Here is a 20,180-nt window from a genome sequence, read left to right as displayed (position 1 = left end):
GGATCACGGTGGGCTACAGCACAGCAGACGTCACCGCGGTCGTTCCGGCCCGCAACGCGGAGCAGCTGCTTCCGCGCTGTCTGGAAGCCTTGCGTCAGTCCGGTGTCGCGGAAATCATCGTGGTGGACGGGTTGTCCACCGACCGCACGGTCGAAATTGCCCGCGCTGCCGGCGCCCGGATCCTTAGTGACGAGGGCCGCGGCCTGCCCTGGGCCCGCACGCTTGGCGTCCAGAACAGCACCACCCGGTGGGTCCTGCTGGTGGATGCCGACGTCGTGTTCGGAGCCACCGGCGTCGCAGACCTGCTCATTGAGTTGGTGGAGGACGGATATGACGCCCTCCAGGCAGGCCTTGAAAGCGTCGCAGGACCCGGCTACTGGGGCCAGGCGCTGGCACATCACCATCGCACCGGACGCAGCCGCAACTGGTTCGGACTCGTCGCCACGCTCGTAGACCGGGACCTGATGTTGGGCCTCGGTTTCGACGACGCATTCAAGTCGGGCGAGGACATCGAACTGCGGTGGCGGATGCGGCAATCAGGGATGAAGACCGGGGTGTCGCAGCGGGTCATGGTCGAACACCGGTTTGCCGCCGACGACTTCGACTTCGCGCTTGACCAGTTCCTCATGGATGGTACGGGACTGGGCCGGATGGTCCGGAAGCACGGCTGGGGCGGCGCACGATTGGCGCTCCTGCCCGCCGCCGCCGCCGTTCGGGGAAGCGCTTTGAGCCTCGCCTCCGGCCAGCCTAAATGGCTTCGCTATTACATCGCCTTCTGCTGGTACAACTACGCGGGTATGGCGAGGGGTTTAGGTCGTGACGGCTGAACGGGAGATCGCTCCAACGGAGGCCCCACCCGTCGTCCGGCATTCCCCCCTGCGCAGCTCGCTTGGACTCGTCCTGGCCAAGGCTGCGCAGACGGGCACGGGTTTCGCATTCTGGGTCGTCGCCGCGCACGCGGCGATAGACCGTGAGGTTGGGTTGACCACTGCTGCGGTTTCGGCGGTGATGATCTGCACCCAGCTTGCGGTGCTGGGCACCGGTTCGGCCGTCATCGTCTCGGTGGGGCGGGGGGAGCCGCCGGCCCGGGTGCTGGACGCGGCGTTTGGCATCGTGGGGGTGGCAGGGACCGTGCTGGCCCTGGGCTACCTCGTGCTGGAGTTGTTCGTGGCGCCGAACACGGCCCCGATGTCGGTTCTCTTCTGGTTGACGTTCGTGGTGGCTGCCGTCACGGGAACCATGTGCACGGTGCTGGACCAGGCGCTCGTCGCGTTGGGACGCGGCAGCAGCGCAACACTGAGGTACACACTGGGCGGCATGGTCTCCCTTGGGGCCACGGCGTTGGTGGCGTTGCAGGCGGCCCACGCGGCTACGGCCGATGTGCTGATGGCCTGCTGGACCCTCGGTTCGGCCGTCTCGTGCATCATCGGTGGCGTCCAGCTGCGGAGATTGGTGGGCTATCGGCCACGGCCGTCCCTGCATCCCGGGCGCGGACGTTCATTGCTGAAAATGGGCATTCCAAACCAGCTCCTCACCCTCACCGAACGCGCCCCGGGACTGGTGCTGCCGCTCCTGCTTGCGCACTTGGTATCGCCGGAGGTGGCGGCCTACTGGTATCCCGCATGGATGATGGCCTGGGCTGCCTACACAGCTCCGATGCTTATAGGCATTGTCCAATTCTCCGAGGGAGTCCGTGAACCGGGCCGCCTGGCGGCCACCACCTGGGCAAGTTTCCGCTGGTCCCTCATAGTCGGTGGCCTCGCTGCGATGGTCCTCATCGTCTTTGCCCACCCGCTGCTCCATCTGCTCGGCGACAGGTACGCCAATGCATCCACCGGCACCCTGCGGTTGTTGGCCGCGGGAGTGGTGGCCTATGCGGTGCTGCAGGCCTACAACTCCGTCTGCCGGGTGCTCGGCCGCTATACAGAGTCGATCATCGTCGGGGTGACACTTGGCGCCGCGCTCTGCGTCTCGGCGCTCCTGGGCGCCGACAGTGGCTCCAGCGCCATGGCCCTTGCGTGGCTGGTAGTGCTCTCCGCCGGGGCCCTGGTCATCGGACTGCGGCTCATCGCAATTCTCCACCGCACCAAAAAGGAGGCATCATGACCAGCACGCTCAAGGAGGCCATCCACCGTCCCCAGGCGCGCTGGAAAACCAGGGATGTCTGGTGCGCCGCAGCGGGGGCGGTGTCGCTCGCACTTGCAGCGTGGGCCGCCTCCACCGTGGCACTTCCTGTGAACAGCGACCTTGGACTGGTCGGTGTGCTGCCCTACCCGTTCTGGGTGGGGGTCCTGATTCTCAACATCGCCTTCGTCGTGGCACTGCGCGGGGATGCCGCGGGCCCTGCACGCAGCCCGGTGATGCTGTGGCTCCTCGTGGTACTGGTGCTCATACTCTTCGGCGCCGCTGTCTTCGTGACGGACGTACCGCGCGGTGAAGTGGCGTTCCGCCACCTGGGCATCGCCGACGCCATGTCGCGCAATGTGGCCATCGATCCCAACATCGATGCATACTTCAACTGGCCGGGATTCTTTGCCCTCCTGGCGACCGTGCTCGGAACGGCCGGCCTCGACCCCGTGAGCGTTGCCCTGTGGGCACCGGTGTTCAACGTGGGCCTGTGGCTCGTCGCCGTGGCCGTGGTGACACGGTACCTGATCAGCGATCCGCGCCGGCGCTGGCTGGTGCTCTGGCTCTTCTGCCTCGGCAACTGGCAGGACCAGGACTACCTCTCCCCCCAGGCCTTCGGCTTCTTCCTCTACCTGGTTGTGGTGGCCCTGGCACTGGGGCCGCTGGCAACGGAGCCTTCCCACTTCCGCGGGTTCCGGCGCGCCGACCTGGCAGCATGGTGGCGGGGCCGGTCCCCGGCCGAACCCCAGCCGGGGCGCCGGATTGGCGCCCTGGCGGTAACCCTCCTGCTGATCGTGGTCATTTGCGCGAGCCACCAGCTCACGCCGTTCATGGTATTGATCGCGCTCACCGCCCTTACCCTGAGCGGACGTCTCTGGCCCAGCAGGCTGCCCCTGATCGCCGGCGTCGTACTGGTGCTCTGGCTTGTCTTTCCTGCAAGCACGTACCTCGCAGGCCATCCGCCGCTGGCGGACGCGGGCCTGCAGACCGCCATCGAAGCAAATGTCGTCGACCGCACCAACGGGACCCCTGGACATCTGCTCGTGGTGCAGGTCCGAATGGGCCTCACCCTCCTGCTCTGGGCCCTCGCCGCCGTTGGAACGTTCCGCGACTGGCGCAGGGGGCGCCTTGACATCCGCGTGCTCCTCCTGGCCGTCGCCCCGTTCCTGCTCTTTCCCGCGCAGTCCTACGGCGGGGAAATGCTCATCCGCGTATCACTGTTCGCGCTCCCCTTCGTTGCGATGCAGGCGTCATCGGTCCTGCTTCCCGGAAACGTGGGATACCGGCCTTCCTTCCGTGCTGCGGGAGCCCTTGTCCTCACCTGCATCCTGTTCGCCGTCATGACCGTGACAGGCCGTTTTGGCAACGCGCAATATGACGTCTTTACCGATGACGAGATGGCCGCCATCGCCGCCGTGGACCACATGGCGCCGCCCGGCTCTTCGATTATCTCGGCTGACCATCCCACACCGTGGCGCAACCAGGACTACCTGGAGCACCGATACCGGACCATTGAGGACCTCTGTCCCGCCGACCTGTCGGCCGAAACCTGCGGCCCCCTCATCTACGGTTACGCCAGGCACAATGCCGCCGGCGCCTACCTGCTGCTCCTGCGCTCATCGGAGTCGAGCCTGATCATCCAGGGCCAGACCACCGCCACGGGCCTCGGGGAGCTCGAGGACTGGCTTGATACGCAGGTCGGCGTGGAGCTCGCGTACAGCAATGCCGACGCACGCGTATACCGGGTGGGGCCATGACCGGCCGCGGAGTGAGCCGGCCCACCCTGGCGCTGGGGGTTGCCGCGGTGGTACTGGCCCTGGTCACGCTGGTCGGGTTGCCGACACCGCTGCAGACGGTCGCCGCCATAGCCATCCTCATCCTGCTCCCGGGCCAGGCACTGGCCCGGCTTATCCCGATTACCGACGTCCCGCTTGGCGTGCTGCTCGTCCTGGGACTGGGCCTGGCCACACTCACCGCAGTGTCCACGGCCATGTTCTACCTCACGCTGTGGTCGTGGCAGGCATGCGTCGTGACAATGGCCGTCATTACTGTCCTCGCATGCTTGGCGCGGGCACGTCAGGAGGTCGCATCATGATGGATCTGGCAGGAGTGCTGGCAGCTGCCGTGCTGCTCATCACCCTCGTAACCCTCGAGGTCCGGCGGCTTGGACCCGGCAGGTCAACCACCGCACCAAGCACTGGATCAAGCACTGGGCAACCGGCAGCAGCGCCGGTTCCCCACAGCCAGTCCAGGAACAGCAGGATCGTAGTCGGCGTCATGTGGGCGGCCTTCCTGCTCCTTCTCTTCCCCCGCGTCCTTGGACTGCTTACGTGAACCTGGGGCGCGGGGCGCGATGGTTGCTCGTCAGCGACCTCCATCTGGACGTCACTGACGACGATCCCCGGAACCCCGGCAGGGTACTGCCGGGGTTCCTCCACCGCGAGGTGCCCGCCGCCCCGGGCATGCAGCAACACCTTGTCTTCGTTGGTGACACTTTTGAACTCACAGGCCTGTCCGAGAACGAGAGCCTGGCCCGGCTTGACTCCATCTTCGAACGGCACCCGGCCACTCTCCGGGCCCTCGAGGCGTGCGTGGCGCGCGGGGTGCAGCTGCACTTCGTATGCGGGAACCATGATGTGGAGTTGGCCCGCCCATCGGTGGCCGCACGGCTGGCGGCGCTGCTGGCACCCGATGATCCCACGCGGGTCCGGGTGCACCCGTGGTTCCTCTATGTCCCCTCCGTGCTGATGGCCGAGCATGGACACCTGCATCACGCGCTGCACCGGATACCCGAGGTGCTGCGCACCGCCGTCAACGGCACTGACGGGCTGGATCTGCCGCCCCTCGCCGCCTGGCATGCCCATCCCACGCGGTCGCGCCTCAGTCGTGCCGGAGCTGTTGCCCAGGCCTGTTTGGCCTCGGAACGGGCGGAACGGCGCGTCCGCGGCCCGGCCTATGACGAGCTGCTCCAGACCGAGTCGCAGCGGCTCGCGCTCAACGGGACGGCAGTGCGGGAACTTGCACGCCTGTCCCGGTTCCGGACGGTGTCAGCGCTTCCCCTTACCGCGACCCGCATGGTGCTTGCTGCCACTGGACGCAATGTCAGTGGCGGGCAAGCTCCTGCGGCGGCAGCCCGGGTGGCGGGCATTCTTGAAGCACACGGTTCCGAAGTGGCCTGGTACATCTCGGCCCACACGCACCGCGCCCTTGAATCACGGCTGGAAGGTTCTCCAACCCGGTACATCAACACCGGCACCTGGTCGTCGGACGTCCGCGGCCAAGGTCCGGATCAGTTGGACCGCCAGGTCTTTCCCTACGCGCTGATCGATGTCGCCGACGACGGGGGTACCAGCGGCGGATTGCGGTACTGGCACCCGGACGCCGGCTGACCCCACTGCCGCAGCCCCTGAACGCAGCGCTTGTGCCGGGTTTGATTCAACCTCCACATTGGGAAAGACCTCTTAGTCGTTGGCTCTGTTTGGTTGCCACCAACGTTAAGAGGTCTTTCCCATGGACGGGACGGGCAGCGTCCTGGCTAGGTGTTCACCCTCACTGGACTTCCCGCCAGACTGCGCCTTGGGGAATTTCACTGCCCAACTGGGTTGTGGAGCTGTGCGCCAGCCGGCGGCCGCGGAGGTAGCCGGCGGAGGTGAAGGCCAATACCGCAAGGACGGATCCTGCCCGTCCCAGTCCCATGGGATTGTCGCCCCGGCTCCAATCGCGGATTCCCGAGAACACGGCGCGCGGCAGTGTGCTGCGGACATACCGCCGTTCGGGACCGAGGGCCCGTTTGTGCCCCACGACGTGGCTGACCTGTGCCTTGGAGAGGCCCTCCGACCAGGACCTGGAAAGCATGTAGCGCACAGTCCCACGTTCCTGCGGGACGTGATGCCGGACCAAGGCAGCAGGTTCGTAAACGATCCGGGAACCGGGTGCGCCCATGGTGGAGCGGATGCAGATCTCGGTCTCCTCGCAGCCAAGCGGCAAATTGCCTTGCCTGCCCAGCGCGATGTTGAAGCCACCAACCTGCCGGAGGACGTCGAGCCTGAAGGACATGTTTGCCCCAATGAGGTTCCGGACTTCGGAGGCAACCGTCGGCATTCCGCGGTGGCTGCATCCAACGATCCAGTCGAGTTCTTCACCGAAGTAGCCTGGGCGGCCCTGGTCCCATACAGGTTCGACGCGGCCGCCAACGGCCAGCACGTCGGGATCGTCGTAGAGGACAAGCAGGCGTTCCAGCCAGTTTGGCGTCGCCACCGCATCATCATCCAGGAAGGCCACGATGTCCCCCTCTGCGAGTCCGACGCCCGTGTTGCGCGCCCCTGAAAGCCCCGGAGGGCCTTCGCTCTCCACCACTGTCACGTCGTCGACAATTTCGAGGAGCCGACCGTAGAGGTCCTCGTTATGGTCCACGACCACCAGGATCTCCTGGGGGGCGACAGTTTGGGCGCGGACAGACTCGATCACGTCCAGCAAAAGCTCCCAGCGGCGTTCGGTGTAGGCACAAATCACGATCGACACACTTGGACGGACAATTCGATCCAGCATGCTAAGCCCCCTGAACCAATGCAAGGATGCTCTGCGGGTCGGTTGGCGTCCGCGGAACGCTGACGTTGGCGTAGGCGTACTTGACCCGGCGCAGGGCTTCGGGCCGGGCGCCGGCCGTGGGTGCCTCCCACATGGTGCATTCGTGGGCCAGCTTCCGCAGGACCCGCCACCCATCACGGAAGGTCTGCAGGTTGGAGGCTCCCGAAATCCGGTCAAGCTCAATGCTGGGGACTTCCGCAATCCGGAGGCCGGCCCGTGCTGCCCGGACGATCAGTTCAGTTTCGATTTCGAATCCATCTGATTCGAGTTGCAGGATCTCAAGGCATTCACGCCGAAACGCAATATATCCGTAGCAGAGATCGGAGTAATTGCTGTGCAGCACCGCGTTGGCCAACTTGGTCAGCGCCTGGTTGCCGGCTTTCCGCAGGCGCGTGAGGTCCTCGGAGCCCCCACCGGTGACATGCCGCGAGCCCTTGACGAAGTCGTAGTCATGTTGCAGCGGGGAAACGAACCACCCGATCTCCTGCGGGTCCATGCTGCCGTCCGCGTCAAGCATGACAATAATGTCGCCTGAGGCGGCAGCGAACCCTGAGCGTAGGGCCACACCTTTCCCCTTGCGGGGCTCATTGACGATGACGAGATTGTCGCGGACCGCCTGGGCTACTCCCACAGTGTTGTCGGTGGACCGGCCGTCCACGATGATGACCTCATCAACGTAGGACGGCATCCTGCGCAGGACCCACGGAATGTTCCTGGCTTCGTTCAGTGTTGGAATGACGACGCTGACGGAGGCCTTACCGGGCTCCGTGCCCTGCATCGCAAGAGCAATTGGGAGCTGGATGGAAATGGACAAATACCTCACCACTTCATGACGTTTGCGGATAGTTAACAACGAACCCGCCCGCTTGGAAGCCGAGCGCGTCTTTGACGCTTTATCCGGTCATGGGTCTGGTCTCGGGCCCCAGCTCTCGTTAGCCTTTGACTCTGGCCGTGGAGAAAGCCTATTTCCACCCCTTTCGAGTGTCACCAGTAGCGAGTACTCAGTTTCTGCAGTCATATTTACTGCGATAAGGCAAGTACGGGGATTACGGGTGCAGGGTGATATTAGGTATAGGGGTTATTGTCTGCCGCGCGTTTTTAAGTACGGGGGTTATCATGCCGCCCTTCGTGGTTCATGCGATGGGGTGGCGCCGGTACTGCCGCCAATACTGCAATCGCCAGGCCCTGCAAGGCCCCAGCGTTCGCCGGGCCGGCCTTCAGCCACGCGGCCGGGACCTTGAGCAATTGTGGATCTAATCTTGATGCAATCCAGCGCAAATTTGTATGGTGCCATGTTTAGTGGCGCGTTATATTCGCTTGTAGCGGCCTACGCGTTGGGGAGCGCGGCCACCATTTGAACCGGCAGTACAAAATGCGGTCTCCTTCTTCGATGATTGGGGACCCCATGCCGCTTGTGGGCCGAAACAAAGAAATTGACCGGATTCTTTCTGCGATCCGTGGCCCCAAGGAAACAGCCTTGGCCATCGTCGGCGGCCGGGGCATAGGCAAGTCAGCCCTGTTGTCCGAAATTTCCTCTCTCTGCGAATACCGGTCCGTGTTCCTGGCCGCCAGCGCCGCTGAATCGGGCTGGCCCTTTTCCGGGCTGACTGCGCTGCTGAATGAGATGGATGACCCGGTCCTGAACGGGTCCGTCGACGCCCTCCGGGGTGGCAACGCCGGTGCCCTGACCGTTCCCGCTGTGTCCGGCATGCTGCTCAGCGGACTGCAGCGCCGGTCGTCAACGCGGACCATCATTGCGATTGACGACGCCGACAGCCTGGATCCGGCCAGTCAATCAGTCATTGGATTCCTGGCACGGCGACTGGCCGGCACGGAAATTGTCCTGTTTGCGGGCATGCGGGACGAGGTCCCCGGAAGCCCCTTCACCGGCCTCCCCGCCCTGCGCCTGGGTGCGCTGAGCCAGGGTGACACCGTGCGGATGCTGGAAAGCATGCCAACCAAACAGACCACGACGGCGGTGGCCCACGCGGTTGCCGCAGCCACCGGCGGCAACCCGCTTGCCGCCGTCGAACTGTACAGCGGGCTGGTGGAGAGGCACGCCGGCGGCAAGTGCGCACTGCCCATCCCGCTGTCCTCCACGAGCAGCCTTGACGCTGGACACGCATCAGCGGTGGCCGCTCTGACCCCCGGCGCGAGCATGGTCCTGGACCTGCTTGCGCTCTCGTTCCGCAGTGACATCACCACTATCGGGAAAATCGACCATGAAGCGTGGCTTCACGCAGATGAATTGGTGGCTGCCGGACTGGTGCAGCGATCCGGACAACACCTGTGGATAGCGGACCAGATGCTGCGGGGCCATGTGCACGCGGCCATGCCACCTGACGTCCGCACCGCAACCCACCGCGCCCTGGCTGAAGCAGCACGGGGCACCGATCGGCATGCCCGCAGCTGGCACTTGAGCTTCGCGGTGGTCTTGGAGCACGAAACTCCCTTCCACCTTCTCCGTAACGCGGTGCACCTGGTCCGGAGGGGCGAGGTGTCCTTCGCGGTGGAGTGCATCGAGCGGGCCCTCGCCATCAACCCGGGCGAAGCGGAAACGGCGGCACGCCTCACCGGGCTGGCCGAGCTGCTCTTCACCCGCGGTGATCTGGTGCATGCGCGCCGGTACCTGGAGTGGGCGCAAGGGGTCACCCGCGACCCCAACCTGATTCTGCGGTTGACCGGCCTCTCCTTCGAGATCGATTTCGTCCAGGGCGTTGCGGTGCGCTGCAGCATGCTGCAGCGGCTGGTAAAGGAGTTTGGCCAGCACGATCCGGGGTATTCCGCTGCCCTGCTGGCCATCGGCGCCGTCTATTATGCCGAGCGGTGGGAACTGAAAGAGGCAGTTGAGCTGCTGCGCCAGGGCGGCGCGTTCCGCGGCTCCGCGTCCTTGCAGTGCCTGGCCATCGCCGACCATGCCGAACTGCTGGTCGAATCGATCAGCGGCGGAAGGGCAAACCCCTCCCGCCGCCCCGGGCAGGTCCGCAGCGCCCGGCCGGCCCGCCTCCTGCTGCGCGGCCGGGCGCTCACCTATGCGGAACAGTACGAAAGCGCCCGTGAAGCCTTCGCGATGCTCCGCAGCTCCACAGAACCGGACCACGCCAACTGGCGGGAAACAGCAGCCCTCACGGCAGTAGACAATGAGATCCGCGCCGGGAATGTGGCAGCGGCGGTCAGGCTGATCGACGAACTCGAGCTCTGCCAACCTGACCTGGAGTACCACCGGGGAGCCCGGCACCTGTTCCGGGTTTGGCGTGCCTACTCGTTGGGCGATGACGAACTCGCGCGTAACCAGGCCGCCAATGCCCTGGACTATCTGCGATCGGGAAACCACCCTGGGCTCACGGCACAGCTGGCGGCCTGCCATGGCCACTTCGCACTCCTGCGGGGTGACCTGGCGGAGTCCGTTGTCCAGTTGTCCAGGGCCACGGAAATCGGTCTGGGGCTGGGCAACCCCACCCTGCTGCGCTGTGAGGCCGACCTGGTGGAGGTACTGGTCCGTCTTGGCCGGCACCGTGAAGCCACCCAGGCTCTTCAACGCCTGGAAAGCCGTTCGGCGGGGTTGCGCTCTCCGTGGCTGGTCATGGTGGTTGCCCGGAGCCGCGCCATGCTTGCGGACGGCGAGCAGTCCCTGCAGCTCTTCAAGCAGGCGCTTGAAGACAGGAACGGTCACAGGCTTGAGCGGGGCAGGACCCTGATGTGCTATGCGGAACGTTTGCATGGCTTCGGCAGGCTGCGCCACGCGCGGGAGGCCTTGCTCCGGGCCAAGGTGATGTTTGACGAGGCCGGGGCTGATGCCTGGACGCAGCACGTGGACGCCCTCCTGCTGGACGAACGGTGGGAGGCCGCCCGCCCGCAGGGCAACCCGTCAATGCTCTTGCTCACGGACCATGAGAGGGCGCTGGCGATGATGGTGGCCCGGGGGATGCGCAACAAGGAAATAGCCGGCACATTGTATGTTTCGGTCCGCACCGTCGAAGTACGCCTCACGGCCATCTACCGCAAGCTCGGCGTTGAGTCCCGCGCACAGCTGACTGCCCTGGCCGCCGGCAAGGCAACTCCGGCTGCGGAGCCGTACGTCCTGCCCGTCCTGTGATCCACAGGTCCCCGCAGTTTCCACATAGTCCCTGTTCCGAACCACATAGCCTTCGGTGTCCAGCCGGAAAGTGTGCCCCTGGCGAATAGCCTTGTCCCACGTTCAGAGGACGTCACGCGCCGGAAAGGTACAGCATGGACCGGATTCCAGTAACGACACCCCGGCAGGCTGCTGCCGGCGCCGTCACGTGAGCGAACTGATCCTGATAGGTGCCAGCGGCCTGGCGCGTGAAGTCCTGGCCATGGTCCGCGGCAGCGGCCAGTATGACGTGGTTGGGCTGCTCGATGATGACAGGGAGATGGCCGGCGTCACCGTCGATGGTGCCCCCGTCCTTGGCAGCATTGATGATGCAGTCAACTACATGCACGCCTTCCTCCTGGTGTGCATTGCGTCCAGCAGGGAACGCGAAGCGGTGGTGTCGCATCTGGGCACTCTGGGGATCGGCGAGTCGAGGTACGCCAGTGCGGTGGATCCTTCCGTCCAGTACCCGGAAGGCTGCCGTGTGGGCCGCGGCAGCATCCTGCTGCGCAACGTAACCCTCACTGCCGCCGTGAGCCTGGGATCCCACGTGGTTGCCATGCCCTCAGTCACGTTCTCGTACGACGACGATGTCTCCGACTTTGCGACCTTCGCCGCGGGCGTCTCACTGGGCGGCGGCGCCAGGATAGGCAAGGGCGCCTACCTCGGATTGAATTCGAGCGTCCGGGAGAGGACATCCGTGGGAGACTACGCGACCATCGGCATGGGCGCGGCCGTTCTCAGCAATGTTCCCGACGGCGAAACGTGGGTAGGGGTGCCTGCCCACCAAATTGACCATGGTGGGTTCAACTACGGCTGGATCCGTTAGGGGTGTGCCCCCGCCGGCAAGGCCGCCGTCCGGAAGAACAGCTCCGTCACCGCGGCCAGGCGGTGTGGATCCTCAATCCCGCACAGCTCCCGGGCCGAGTGCATGGACAGCAGGGGCACGCCCACGTCCACGGTCCGGATGCCCAGCCTGGTCGCGGTGAGCGGCCCGATGGTGGAACCGCAGGGCACCACGTTGTTGGACACGAATTCCTGATAGGGAACGCCTGCTTCGCCGCAGAGCCGCGCCCAGAATGCGGCGCCGAACGCGTCCGTGGCGTAGCGCTGGTTGGCATTGATCTTCAGCAGCGGCCCGCCGTTCAGCACGGGATGGTTGGCGGGGTCGTGCCGCTCGGGATAGTTGGGGTGCACGGCGTGGCCGGCATCGGCAGAGAGGCAGAACGACGCCGACAAGGCCTGCCGCCGTTGGCTCACCGTCGCGCCCAGGCTGTCGGAGATGCGCACCAGCACGTCCTCGAGGATGGGCCCGCAGGCCCCTGAGCGGGAGTTGGAGCCGATTTCCTCGTGGTCGAAGGCGGCAAGGACCGTAATCGGGCCGCCGGCGGCTGCGGACTCCGCATGGGCGGTCAGCGCTGCCAGTCCGGCATGCGTGGCGGAAAGGTTGTCCAGCCGCCCTGATGCGAAGAACTCCCCCTTGCCCCCGAAAACCGCAGGCGCCTGCGTGTCGGCAATGACGACGTCGTACCCGCCAATCTGCCCCGGATCGACGGATGCGCCGGCAACCGACGCCGCCAGCACGCCCAGCAGGTCGGAGTCTGAAGGACTTCCCAGCCCCCAGACGGGGTTCATGTGGCGCTGTTTGTCCAGGGTGAGGCCATCGTTCACGGCCCGGTCCAGGTGGATGGCCAGCTGCGGGAAGCGGAGCAGCGGCCCGGTGGCCGTGAGGTGCTCGGTGCCATCAAGCATCACCAGCCTGCCCGCCAGCCGCAGCTCCCGGTCCAGCCAGGAATTCAGCAGGGGGCCGCCGTAGATTTCCACCCCGGCCTGGAGCCAGCCGTGCGCACCCGTGGTGGGCTTGGGCTTGAGCTTGAACGACGGCGAATCGGTGTGCGCGCCCAGGATGTTGAAACCCGTGGCGGGTCCCGCGTCTTCGGGGACCACCCAGGCGATCAGGGCGCCGTCGCGGATGATGAAGAAGCAACCGGGCCCGGCCTCCCACGGCTGCAGCTCATCCAGGCGGGTGAACCCGGCTTCCTCCAGGCGCCGGCCCCCCTCATGCGCAGCGTGGAAGCTCGACGGCGATGCGCTGACATAGGCGCCAAGGTCCTGGATGTGGTCTGCAGCAGAGGGAGGCAAAGGCATGGTCCCGAGTCTAGTGCCGCGCCTACTCGACAGGTGCCGGCGCAGCCTCGGTTGCCACGTCCGGCTGGCCCGCGGCGGCCACGCCCTTCCGCCGGTAGCGCAGCACGCCCACCGCCACCACAACGGCTGCCAGTGCAATCGAAAGCAGCAGGGACTCCCGGGTGGACTCCACGATCACCATGCCGATCAGCAGGGCCACGATGCTGATGATCGCTGCCCACGTGAGGTAGGGGAAAAGCCACATCTTCAGCTGCAGGTCCTTTGCTGCGGCTCCCATGCGCTTGCGGAGGACCAGCTGCGAGGCGGAGATGACCAGCCAGACGAACAATGCGATGGCTCCGGAGGTGTTGACCAGGAAGAGGAACACCGTGTCCGGGGCAATGTAGTTCAGGCCCACCGTGACGAAGCCGACCACGGTGGAGGCGAGGACCGCGGCAGCGGGTACGCCGCGGCGGGAGATGCGGGTCCATGCCCGCGGTGCGTCACCGCGGGTGGAGAGTGAGAACAGCATGCGGCTGGCGGTGTAGAGGCCGGAGTTCAGGCAGGACAGCACAGAGGTCAGCACCACCACGTCCATGATGGTTCCGGCGCCCGGGATGCCGAACAGTTCGATGACCGCTACGTAGGGGCTCTTGGCCACCGAGGCCGAGTTCCACGGAAGCAGGGTGACCACCACGGCGATGGAGCCGATGTAGAAGACCAGGATGCGCCATACGGTGGACTTCACGGCCTTCTTCACGGCATCCACGGGGTTTTCTGATTCGCCGGCGGCGATGGTGGCGATTTCGGCGCCGAAGAAGGAGAAGACCACCACGAGGATTCCGGCCAGGACAGCGCCCGGACCGTTGGGCATGAAGCCGCCGTTGTTGATCAGGTTGCTCAGGCCGGGGGCTGGGACACCGGGGATGAGCCCCAGGATGGCGGCGGCACCGAAGACCAGGAAGAGGACGATCGCCGCCACCTTGATGGACGCGAACCAGAACTCGAACTCGCCGTAGGACTTCACCGAGCCGAGGTTGGTGAGCGTCAGCAGCACCATGAGGACAAGGGCCCAGACCCACTGGTCAATGCCCGGCACCCACCGGTGCATGATGGCCGCGCCTGCAGTGGCCTCGATGCCCAGGACGATGATCCAGAACCACGCGTAGAGCCAGCCGATGCTGAACCCTGCCCAACGGCCCAGTGCCTTGTCCGCATAGGTCGAGAATGAGCCCGTTTCCGGGTTTGCCGCGGCCATCTCCCCCAGCATGCGCATGACCAGGATGACCACCAGGCCCGCGGCAGCATAGGCGACGAGGATACCCGGGCCGGCCTGCTGGATGGCGGCGCCCGAGCCGACAAAGAGGCCTGCACCAATGACGCCGGCGACGGCGATCATGGACAGGTGCCTGGGTTTCAGGGACTTTGAGAGTTGCTGGTCAGCATGCATGGAAGCGCCGTCCTGTTGGGAAAATAGCATGGGTTGAGCGACGTGCCTTGGTGGACCACCCGGGGACCGTGTGATGCACCACATCGTCGTTTCACCCTAGGTCGGCCATTATGCACCTTGCTTTGTGCACTCCAACAGACCTGGTTGCTCCCAACAGGACGTGCCTCCAAGCAGGAACCACCACGGGCAAAGAAAGTTTCCCGCCATGCACTTTTGTAATGTGCCGGAAACCACGCGCCGTCCCTCTCGCCGGGGGCGTCAGCAGTGGTTGGCCGCTAAATGTCCCGCCGCTTCAACAGGACTGCCGCGAGAAGGACGGGGATTATGACCCAGGCGCCAAGGACGAGTGCCGCCTGCCAGGCTTCCAGGGTGTCCGGAACATGCTGGGCCGCCGTCAGCGGATCAACGGTATTGCCTGGCAGGTACTTGCGGGCCTCCTTGAAGAAGTCCCCGGGAATGAGCTGGAAGGCGATGGGTGCCACGAAGAAGATGCCCACCAGGCTCATGATGCCGCCGGCGGAATTCCTGATGAGAGTGCCCAGGGCCATGCCGATGGCGGCGACAGCGGCCACATAAATGCTGTTGACCAGAAGGAGCTTCACCGACTGGGAACTGCCAAGGTCCAGCGCGAGGCCATAGTTGTCCAGGATGGGCACGGCCACCAGTCCTGCCACCCAGGTGGAGACGGCGGTAACCACGAATGACGTCACCATGACCACCACGAGCTTTGCAGCGAATGCGGGAAGCCGCCTGGGCACGGCCGCGAAGGTGGACCGGGCCATCCCGGTGGTGAATTCCGAACTCATCAGGAGCACACCAAGGGACCCCAGGATCAGCTGGGCGAAGGCGATGCCGGAGGTGGGCACGCTGACGGCAAGATCGCCGCCCTGCGATGCCATCCGCGCCGCGGCCTGCGGATCCCTTGTGGCCGCGTCGGCGAACTGGCCCGTCCCCCACGCGGACAGCGCGCCGAACCCGACCATGACCACCGCCGTGGAAGCGAGCAGGATCAGCGTGGAAAGGAGGCTGCGGAACTTGATGACTTCCGAGTTGAGCACCCGGAAGAACGTGGGGCCGGGCAGGGCCCGTCCACCGGCACGGGGGCTGCGGCCCCCGGCGGAGGATGCGGGGTCAGGCGAAGACGTGGGTTCGGTGGTGGTTACGCTCATTACTTGCTTACCTCCGCGGCGGGCAGGGAGTGGTATTCGACGTCGTCCTTGGTCAGTTCCATGTACGCCTCCTCGAGGCTGGCGACGAGCGGCGTCAGTTCGTAGACCATGACGTGGTTTTCCAGGGCGGCCGCCGCGATGGTCCTGGGCTCCAGGCCCGTTACTTCGAGCAGTTCCCGCTCCGGGACGTCGATGGACGCGCCCCGTCCGGCGAGCAGCTGGTAGAGACGGTCGGGTTCGTCGGTACGCACCCGGACCCGTGCCTGCCCCTTGCCGGTGATGATGTCACGGATGGGTGCGTCGGCAATCACGCGGCCGCGCCCAATGACGATCAGGTGGTCGGCGGTCTGGGCCATCTCGCTCATCAGGTGGCTGGAAAGGAAAACCGTGCGTCCCTGCCCTGCGAGGTAGCGGACCAGGTTCCGCACCCAGACCACACCTTCCGGGTCCAGGCCGTTGACGGGTTCATCCAGGATGAGGGTCTGCGGGTCCCCCAGCAAGGCTGCCGCTATGCCCAGCCGCTGGCCCATCCCCAGGGAGAAGCCGCCGGCCTTCTTGCGTGCCACGGCCTCCAGCCCCGTCATTTCAATCACCTCGTGCACCCGGGATTTGGGGATGCCGTGCGTGGCCGCCATGGCCAGCAGGTGGTTGTAGGCACTGCGGCTGGTGTGGACCGCCTTGGCATCGAGAAGGGCACCCACTTCGCGCAGGGGTGCCTTGTGCCGGACGTACGGCAGGCCGTTCACGGTGACCGAGCCCGACGTCGGCCGGTCCAGTCCCATGATCATCCGCATGGTGGTGGATTTTCCTGCCCCGTTGGGGCCCAGGAAGCCGGTCACTTGCCCTGCCCTGACGGTAAAGCTGACGCCGGCCACGGCGGTTTTGGCGCCGTAGACCTTGGTCAGCCCGTTTGCCTCGATCATGAAGAATCCTTTGCACGGCAGCGCGCGGCTGCAGACGACTTTCGGTGGGTGTTCATGCCTTACGCTACCGATGCCCGGGCAGCTTTTTCCCGGAATCAGGGTTGATTCAGGGGAGAATCAGGGTAGTTACTTCCCCCACGTCCACGTGGTCAGCGGCGCGGGGAGTAATACGTCAGTGCCTTCGGCTGGATCCGGTACGCGACTCTGCGCACGCCGGCCAGCGCTTCGCCATCCACCGCCAGCGCCATGGGTGCGCCTCCGGCGTCGATCCTTACCTCGGTGGCCTCCCGCAGGTGGGTGATGCGGGAGCTTGCCACTGTTCCCGTCAGCACGGACCACAGCAGCCGCAGCCGGGCAAAGGATTCGTCAGCCGTGATCATCCGGACGTCCAGCACGCCGTCATCCATCACCGGCCGGAACAAGGGCGCATGGTCCCGGGGGTAATAACGCCCCCTGCCCAGATAGGCAATCCACACCTTGCGCACAACGCCGTCCACGGACAGGGTGGTTGGGGTGCCCGCCGCAAAGGTCCTGAACATGGCCACCACCCCTGCCAGCGGCTTCCCGAGCGCCGGTTGCAGGTGTTCCCGGCGGCGGACAAAGTTCGGATAAAGGCCGACGCTGGAGGTGTTCAGCATGACCATTTCGGAGACCTCCGGGCTTCCCGCCAGGCCCCGTTCCGCCGTCACCACCCCGATGTCCGCCAGGGCCGCTTCACCTTTGCTGGCCGCATCCACTGCATCCTTCAGGCTTCCCGTCCCCGCGTCGCGCGCAAAGTGGTTCAGGGTGCCGCCGGGCAGGACCAGCAGGGGAATCGAACGTGCGACGGCGGCGGCGGCCGCTGCGCCGACCGTTCCGTCACCGCCCCACACGCCCAGGGCGCGGGTGCCAGGGAAGTCGGCGGTGGCGGCGATCCGTTGCACCAGGTCCTCGTCCGGCTGCACGGTGTTTATATGCGCTTTGGGAAATACTTCCTTGAGTGCTGACGCCGTCTCCTCCTTGAAGGATCCGCCCAAGGTGTTGACCACAATGCTCAGACCCTCGCCGCCCGGCAACTCAGGCGCACTGGTCCATGCCCTGGTCGTCTGCGGAATCGGCGGACGAACCGGCCACCAATGGCGGGTCACCAGCGCAGCACCGGCACCAAGGGCCGAACCGAAGAGGACGTCCGACGGCCAGTGGGCGCCGGTGTGAACCCGCGAATAGGCGACTCCCACGGCTGCGGGAGCCAGGGCAGCACCTACGGCCGGGCGGACCAGGCCTGCCCCGACTGCGAACGCTATCGCAGACGCCGAATGCCCCGACGGCATGGAGGAACTGGTGGGCTGTGGATGCACGAAGCGGAATACCGGAAGATGTTCGGGGAGCGGGCGGGTCCGGGGGAGCAGCGTCTTGAACACCACGTTGGTCACGGCGGAGGCCACCCCTTGGGCGATCAGCCCATGCAGTGCTGCCCTCCGCGTCTTGCCGGGAAACAACGCCAGGACGGCCGCCGCTCCCATCCAGAGCTTTCCGTGGTTGGCCGAGGCGGAAAGCCGGCGGAAGAACACGTCGTGGTTGCCGCCGGGCAGGTTGGATACATGCTTGAGAAGGTATCTATCGAGGCGGCTGATCCAGCTTCTCCCCCGCGGCCTGGCGCTTTGCATGTGATCACCCTAACCCAAGGTCTAGTCCCGCTTGGCGGCTTCCTGCCCGGCGGCTTCCTCGACCGCGTTAAGGGGCCTCGCGGCACCGGCAAGAAGCAGCGCCACCAGGATGGGTGCCATGATGGCCAGCAGCGCGGTGTGGATACCGGTGAGGTCACCGAGGTAGCCCAGCAGCGGTGGTCCAGCAAGGAATGATATATACCCCAAAGTGGATACAACGGAAACGCGTGCGGCTGAGTGCCGTGGGTCATCGGACGCAGCGGACATGCCCATGGGGAAAGCCAGGGCGGCGCCGACGCCCCACAGGGCTGCACCGATGCCGGCCAGCCAGATATTGGGCGCCAGCACAAAAAGGCCCAGGCCCGCGGCCGCTGCGGCCATGCTGGCCCGCAGGACTGCCACCCGTCCGTATGCGTCAATGACTCGGCCGCCCAGGAACCGCATGGCGGTCATGGCCAGGACGAAGAGGGCGAACATGAGGGCGCCGGTGGATTCGGAGGCCGCGAGCCCGTCCACTGAGGCCTTGGCGATCCAGTCGTTGCCCGCTCCCTCGGTGAGGGTGGCGCCCAGGACCACGACGCCGATGAGCAGTGTCCTGCTGTCCCGCCACGCGGACGGTCCCTTGGCGGGTTTCGGCTCCCCCTCCACGGGGGCGGTGGAGATGTGGGGAAGGAAGTAGCGTGGCACGGTCAATGCCACGAGCACCACCACGGCTGCAATCGCCATGAGATGCAGCGGCAGGTCCACACCCAGGGTGGAAAGCCCTGCACCCACCAGGGCGCCAACGAATGCGCCGCCGCTGAAGGCCGCGTGGAACTGGGGCATGATGGTGCGACGGAGCTTGTGCTCCACGTCGGCCCCTTCGATGTTCTGTGCCACATCCCAAAGGCCAATGCCAATGCCAAAGAAGAACAGCGAAACCGCTGTTCCGGGAATGGACGTGGCCGAAAGCGACAGGGCGATTCCCACACCTGCGGCCGCCGCCAGCAAGCCCGCAAAGCGGACCGTGTTGGCGGTGCCAATCCTGCCGACCACCAGGCCGGCGGTGGGAAGTGCCAGCAGTGAGCCTACGGCCGTGCACAGCAGCAGCGTGCCCATTTGCCCTGACGTGATGTGCAGCGTCTGCGTAACGGCAGGGATCCTGGCCGCCCAGCTTGCGAACACGAGTCCGTTGATCCCGAAGACCACGAACGTGGCTGCGGCGGCGGCTCTCAAGCCTGCCTGCTCTTCCTTACCTGTACTGGAGCTCATACGTACACTACTTCCACAGAGTATTTTTTAAGGTCGGCATGGTCCTGGGCGCTGAATTGCCGGTCCGTCACGATGACATCCACTTTTTCCAGGCCGACGACGAGCACCCGGGCGCTGGCCTGCCACTTTCCCGCGGAGGCGGCCACCACCACTCGTGCCGCAGCTTCCAGGCCGGCCTTCTTCACCGCGGCATCGTCGAGGTCGTGGGCCAGCAGGCCGTCGCGGAAGTCCACTGCGCAGGGCGTGACCACCGCGGTGTCAAAACGCAGGGACCTGATGTTGGACTCGGCCAGCGGTCCGCGGAAACAGAGTTCACCGGGCACCACGCTTCCACCCGGCAGCAGCAGGGCGGGGCGGGAGCCTGCGGCACCGTCACCGCCTGCAGCCGCATTGAGGGCCTGCAGGGACATGGGCATCAGGGTCACCTGCCGGCCGGCCGCTGCCCGCGCCACTTCGGTTGCCGTGCTGCCGCTGTCCAGCCAGACGTGTTCGCCGTCGGCCAGCAGGCCGGCCACGGCAGCTGCGATGCGCTTCTTGGCATCCCGGTCCTCCAGCTCCCGCTGTCCGTAGCCCGGGTTGCGGCCGTGGCCTATCAGGCTCCTGGCGCCGCCGTGGACCCTGCGGAGCACACCGTGGCCGGCCAGTACTTCAAGGTCCCGGCGGATGGTTGCGCCGGAGGCGGCGCAGGCCTGCATCAGGTCCTCGACGCTCACCTCCGGCTGCCGCCGGAGGATTTCGGCAATGGTCCTGTGCCGCTCGTCCGTTTTCATGAGCAAATGATATCAA

The 20,180-nt window shown here is 65.8% G+C and carries 17 protein-coding genes; 8 read left to right on the top strand and 9 right to left on the bottom strand.

Annotated elements, in window-relative coordinates; all coding sequences use genetic code 11:
• The first annotated feature begins 8 nt into the window (after positions 1-8).
• Genes AC3ANU_RS02390 through AC3ANU_RS02365 form a run of 6 tightly spaced genes read left to right on the top strand, consistent with a single transcriptional unit; the run spans position 9 to position 5,516 of the window.
• Positions 9-827 (top strand): glycosyltransferase family 2 protein, encoded by an 819-nt coding sequence (locus tag AC3ANU_RS02390; RefSeq protein ID WP_018769839.1) that lies wholly within the window; start codon positions 9-11, stop codon positions 825-827.
• Positions 817-2,106 (top strand): lipopolysaccharide biosynthesis protein, encoded by a 1,290-nt coding sequence (locus AC3ANU_RS02385; protein WP_018769840.1) that lies wholly within the window; start codon positions 817-819, stop codon positions 2,104-2,106. The genes AC3ANU_RS02390 and AC3ANU_RS02385 overlap by 11 nt, the downstream gene beginning before the upstream one ends.
• The gene (locus AC3ANU_RS02380; protein ID WP_018769841.1) at positions 2,103-3,884 is read left to right on the top strand and encodes a hypothetical protein; all 1,782 of its coding nucleotides are present in this window, start codon (positions 2,103-2,105) and stop codon (positions 3,882-3,884) included. Before AC3ANU_RS02385 ends, AC3ANU_RS02380 begins: the two co-directional genes overlap by 4 nt.
• The gene (locus tag AC3ANU_RS02375) at positions 3,881-4,222 is read left to right on the top strand and encodes a hypothetical protein (protein ID WP_018769842.1); all 342 of its coding nucleotides are present in this window, start codon (positions 3,881-3,883) and stop codon (positions 4,220-4,222) included. The genes AC3ANU_RS02380 and AC3ANU_RS02375 overlap by 4 nt, the downstream gene beginning before the upstream one ends.
• Positions 4,219-4,461, top strand: a complete 243-nt coding sequence (locus tag AC3ANU_RS02370) for a hypothetical protein (protein WP_018769843.1) — start codon at positions 4,219-4,221, stop codon at positions 4,459-4,461. The genes AC3ANU_RS02375 and AC3ANU_RS02370 overlap by 4 nt, the downstream gene beginning before the upstream one ends.
• Positions 4,458-5,516: a metallophosphoesterase family protein gene (locus tag AC3ANU_RS02365; RefSeq protein ID WP_018769844.1), complete on the top strand. Its 1,059-nt coding sequence runs from the start codon at positions 4,458-4,460 to the stop codon at positions 5,514-5,516. The genes AC3ANU_RS02370 and AC3ANU_RS02365 overlap by 4 nt, the downstream gene beginning before the upstream one ends.
• Before the next feature lie 160 nt (positions 5,517-5,676).
• Here the strand turns inward: AC3ANU_RS02365 and AC3ANU_RS02360 are convergent, their stop codons facing one another.
• Both AC3ANU_RS02360 and AC3ANU_RS02355 read right to left on the bottom strand, forming a co-directional pair.
• A complete protein-coding gene (locus AC3ANU_RS02360; protein WP_043425013.1) occupies positions 5,677-6,675 on the bottom strand; it encodes a glycosyltransferase family 2 protein in 999 nt (332 codons plus the stop codon).
• A 1-nt stretch (position 6,676) separates the two neighbouring features.
• Positions 6,677-7,492, bottom strand: coding sequence for a glycosyltransferase family 2 protein (locus AC3ANU_RS02355; protein WP_018769846.1), 816 nt, complete (start codon positions 7,490-7,492; stop codon positions 6,677-6,679).
• Positions 7,493-8,086: 594 nt separating this feature from the next.
• On the opposite strand from AC3ANU_RS02355, the gene AC3ANU_RS02350 reads away from it, so the two are divergent.
• Both AC3ANU_RS02350 and AC3ANU_RS02345 read left to right on the top strand, forming a co-directional pair.
• Positions 8,087-10,810, top strand: coding sequence for a LuxR C-terminal-related transcriptional regulator (locus tag AC3ANU_RS02350; RefSeq protein ID WP_488315386.1), 2,724 nt, complete (start codon positions 8,087-8,089; stop codon positions 10,808-10,810).
• Positions 10,811-10,997: 187 nt separating this feature from the next.
• Positions 10,998-11,657: a PglD-related sugar-binding protein gene (locus tag AC3ANU_RS02345; protein ID WP_018769848.1), complete on the top strand. Its 660-nt coding sequence runs from the start codon at positions 10,998-11,000 to the stop codon at positions 11,655-11,657.
• Here the strand turns inward: AC3ANU_RS02345 and AC3ANU_RS02340 are convergent.
• The 7 genes from AC3ANU_RS02340 to AC3ANU_RS02310 form a co-directional block, all read right to left on the bottom strand.
• Complete coding sequence (locus AC3ANU_RS02340; RefSeq protein WP_488315385.1) at positions 11,654-12,976, bottom strand: M18 family aminopeptidase; 1,323 nt, start codon at positions 12,974-12,976, stop codon at positions 11,654-11,656. The two genes, AC3ANU_RS02345 and AC3ANU_RS02340, sit on opposite strands and share 4 nt — an antisense overlap.
• Positions 12,977-12,998: 22 nt before the next feature.
• Positions 12,999-14,405, bottom strand: coding sequence for an amino acid permease (locus AC3ANU_RS02335; protein ID WP_488315384.1), 1,407 nt, complete (start codon positions 14,403-14,405; stop codon positions 12,999-13,001).
• Positions 14,406-14,680: 275 nt separating this feature from the next.
• Positions 14,681-15,574, bottom strand: coding sequence for an ABC transporter (locus AC3ANU_RS02330; protein ID WP_018769851.1), 894 nt, complete (start codon positions 15,572-15,574; stop codon positions 14,681-14,683).
• Positions 15,574-16,497, bottom strand: a complete 924-nt coding sequence (locus tag AC3ANU_RS02325) for an ABC transporter ATP-binding protein (RefSeq protein WP_488315383.1) — start codon at positions 16,495-16,497, stop codon at positions 15,574-15,576. Before AC3ANU_RS02325 ends, AC3ANU_RS02330 begins: the two co-directional genes overlap by 1 nt.
• Positions 16,498-16,646: 149 nt before the next feature.
• Positions 16,647-18,143 (bottom strand): bifunctional phosphatase PAP2/diacylglycerol kinase family protein, encoded by a 1,497-nt coding sequence (locus AC3ANU_RS02320; protein WP_223993159.1) that lies wholly within the window; start codon positions 18,141-18,143, stop codon positions 16,647-16,649.
• 21 nt (positions 18,144-18,164) lie between these two features.
• The gene (locus tag AC3ANU_RS02315; RefSeq protein WP_478222636.1) at positions 18,165-19,394 is read right to left on the bottom strand and encodes an MFS transporter; all 1,230 of its coding nucleotides are present in this window, start codon (positions 19,392-19,394) and stop codon (positions 18,165-18,167) included.
• Entirely contained in the window at positions 19,391-20,164 is a 774-nt protein-coding gene (locus AC3ANU_RS02310; RefSeq protein WP_488315382.1) for a DeoR/GlpR family DNA-binding transcription regulator, read from the bottom strand. Before AC3ANU_RS02310 ends, AC3ANU_RS02315 begins: the two co-directional genes overlap by 4 nt.
• Between the last annotated feature and the right edge of the window lie 16 nt (positions 20,165-20,180).

It is taken from the genome of Arthrobacter sp. SDR-2R (assembly GCF_057747955.1).
Note: the sequence above shows the minus strand (reverse complement) of the source record. Positions and strands in the feature narration are given on the sequence as shown.

Coding starts and splice junctions, on each gene's coding strand:
- AC3ANU_RS02380 (WP_018769841.1), top strand. CDS start 2,103: ATGACCAGCACGCTCAAGGAGGCCATCCACCGTCCCCAGGCGCGCTGG.
- AC3ANU_RS02375 (WP_018769842.1), top strand. CDS start 3,881: ATGACCGGCCGCGGAGTGAGCCGGCCCACCCTGGCGCTGGGGGTTGCC.
- AC3ANU_RS02370 (WP_018769843.1), top strand. CDS start 4,219: ATGATGGATCTGGCAGGAGTGCTGGCAGCTGCCGTGCTGCTCATCACC.
- AC3ANU_RS02360 (WP_043425013.1), bottom strand. CDS start 6,675: ATGCTGGATCGAATTGTCCGTCCAAGTGTGTCGATCGTGATTTGTGCC.
- AC3ANU_RS02355 (WP_018769846.1), bottom strand. CDS start 7,492: ATGCAGGGCACGGAGCCCGGTAAGGCCTCCGTCAGCGTCGTCATTCCA.
- AC3ANU_RS02350 (WP_488315386.1), top strand. CDS start 8,087: ATGCGGTCTCCTTCTTCGATGATTGGGGACCCCATGCCGCTTGTGGGC.
- AC3ANU_RS02340 (WP_488315385.1), bottom strand. CDS start 12,976: ATGCCTTTGCCTCCCTCTGCTGCAGACCACATCCAGGACCTTGGCGCC.
- AC3ANU_RS02335 (WP_488315384.1), bottom strand. CDS start 14,405: ATGCATGCTGACCAGCAACTCTCAAAGTCCCTGAAACCCAGGCACCTG.
- AC3ANU_RS02330 (WP_018769851.1), bottom strand. CDS start 15,574: ATGAGCGTAACCACCACCGAACCCACGTCTTCGCCTGACCCCGCATCC.
- AC3ANU_RS02325 (WP_488315383.1), bottom strand. CDS start 16,497: ATGATCGAGGCAAACGGGCTGACCAAGGTCTACGGCGCCAAAACCGCC.
- AC3ANU_RS02320 (WP_223993159.1), bottom strand. CDS start 18,143: ATGCAAAGCGCCAGGCCGCGGGGGAGAAGCTGGATCAGCCGCCTCGAT.
- AC3ANU_RS02315 (WP_478222636.1), bottom strand. CDS start 19,394: ATGAGCTCCAGTACAGGTAAGGAAGAGCAGGCAGGCTTGAGAGCCGCC.
- AC3ANU_RS02310 (WP_488315382.1), bottom strand. CDS start 20,164: ATGAAAACGGACGAGCGGCACAGGACCATTGCCGAAATCCTCCGGCGG.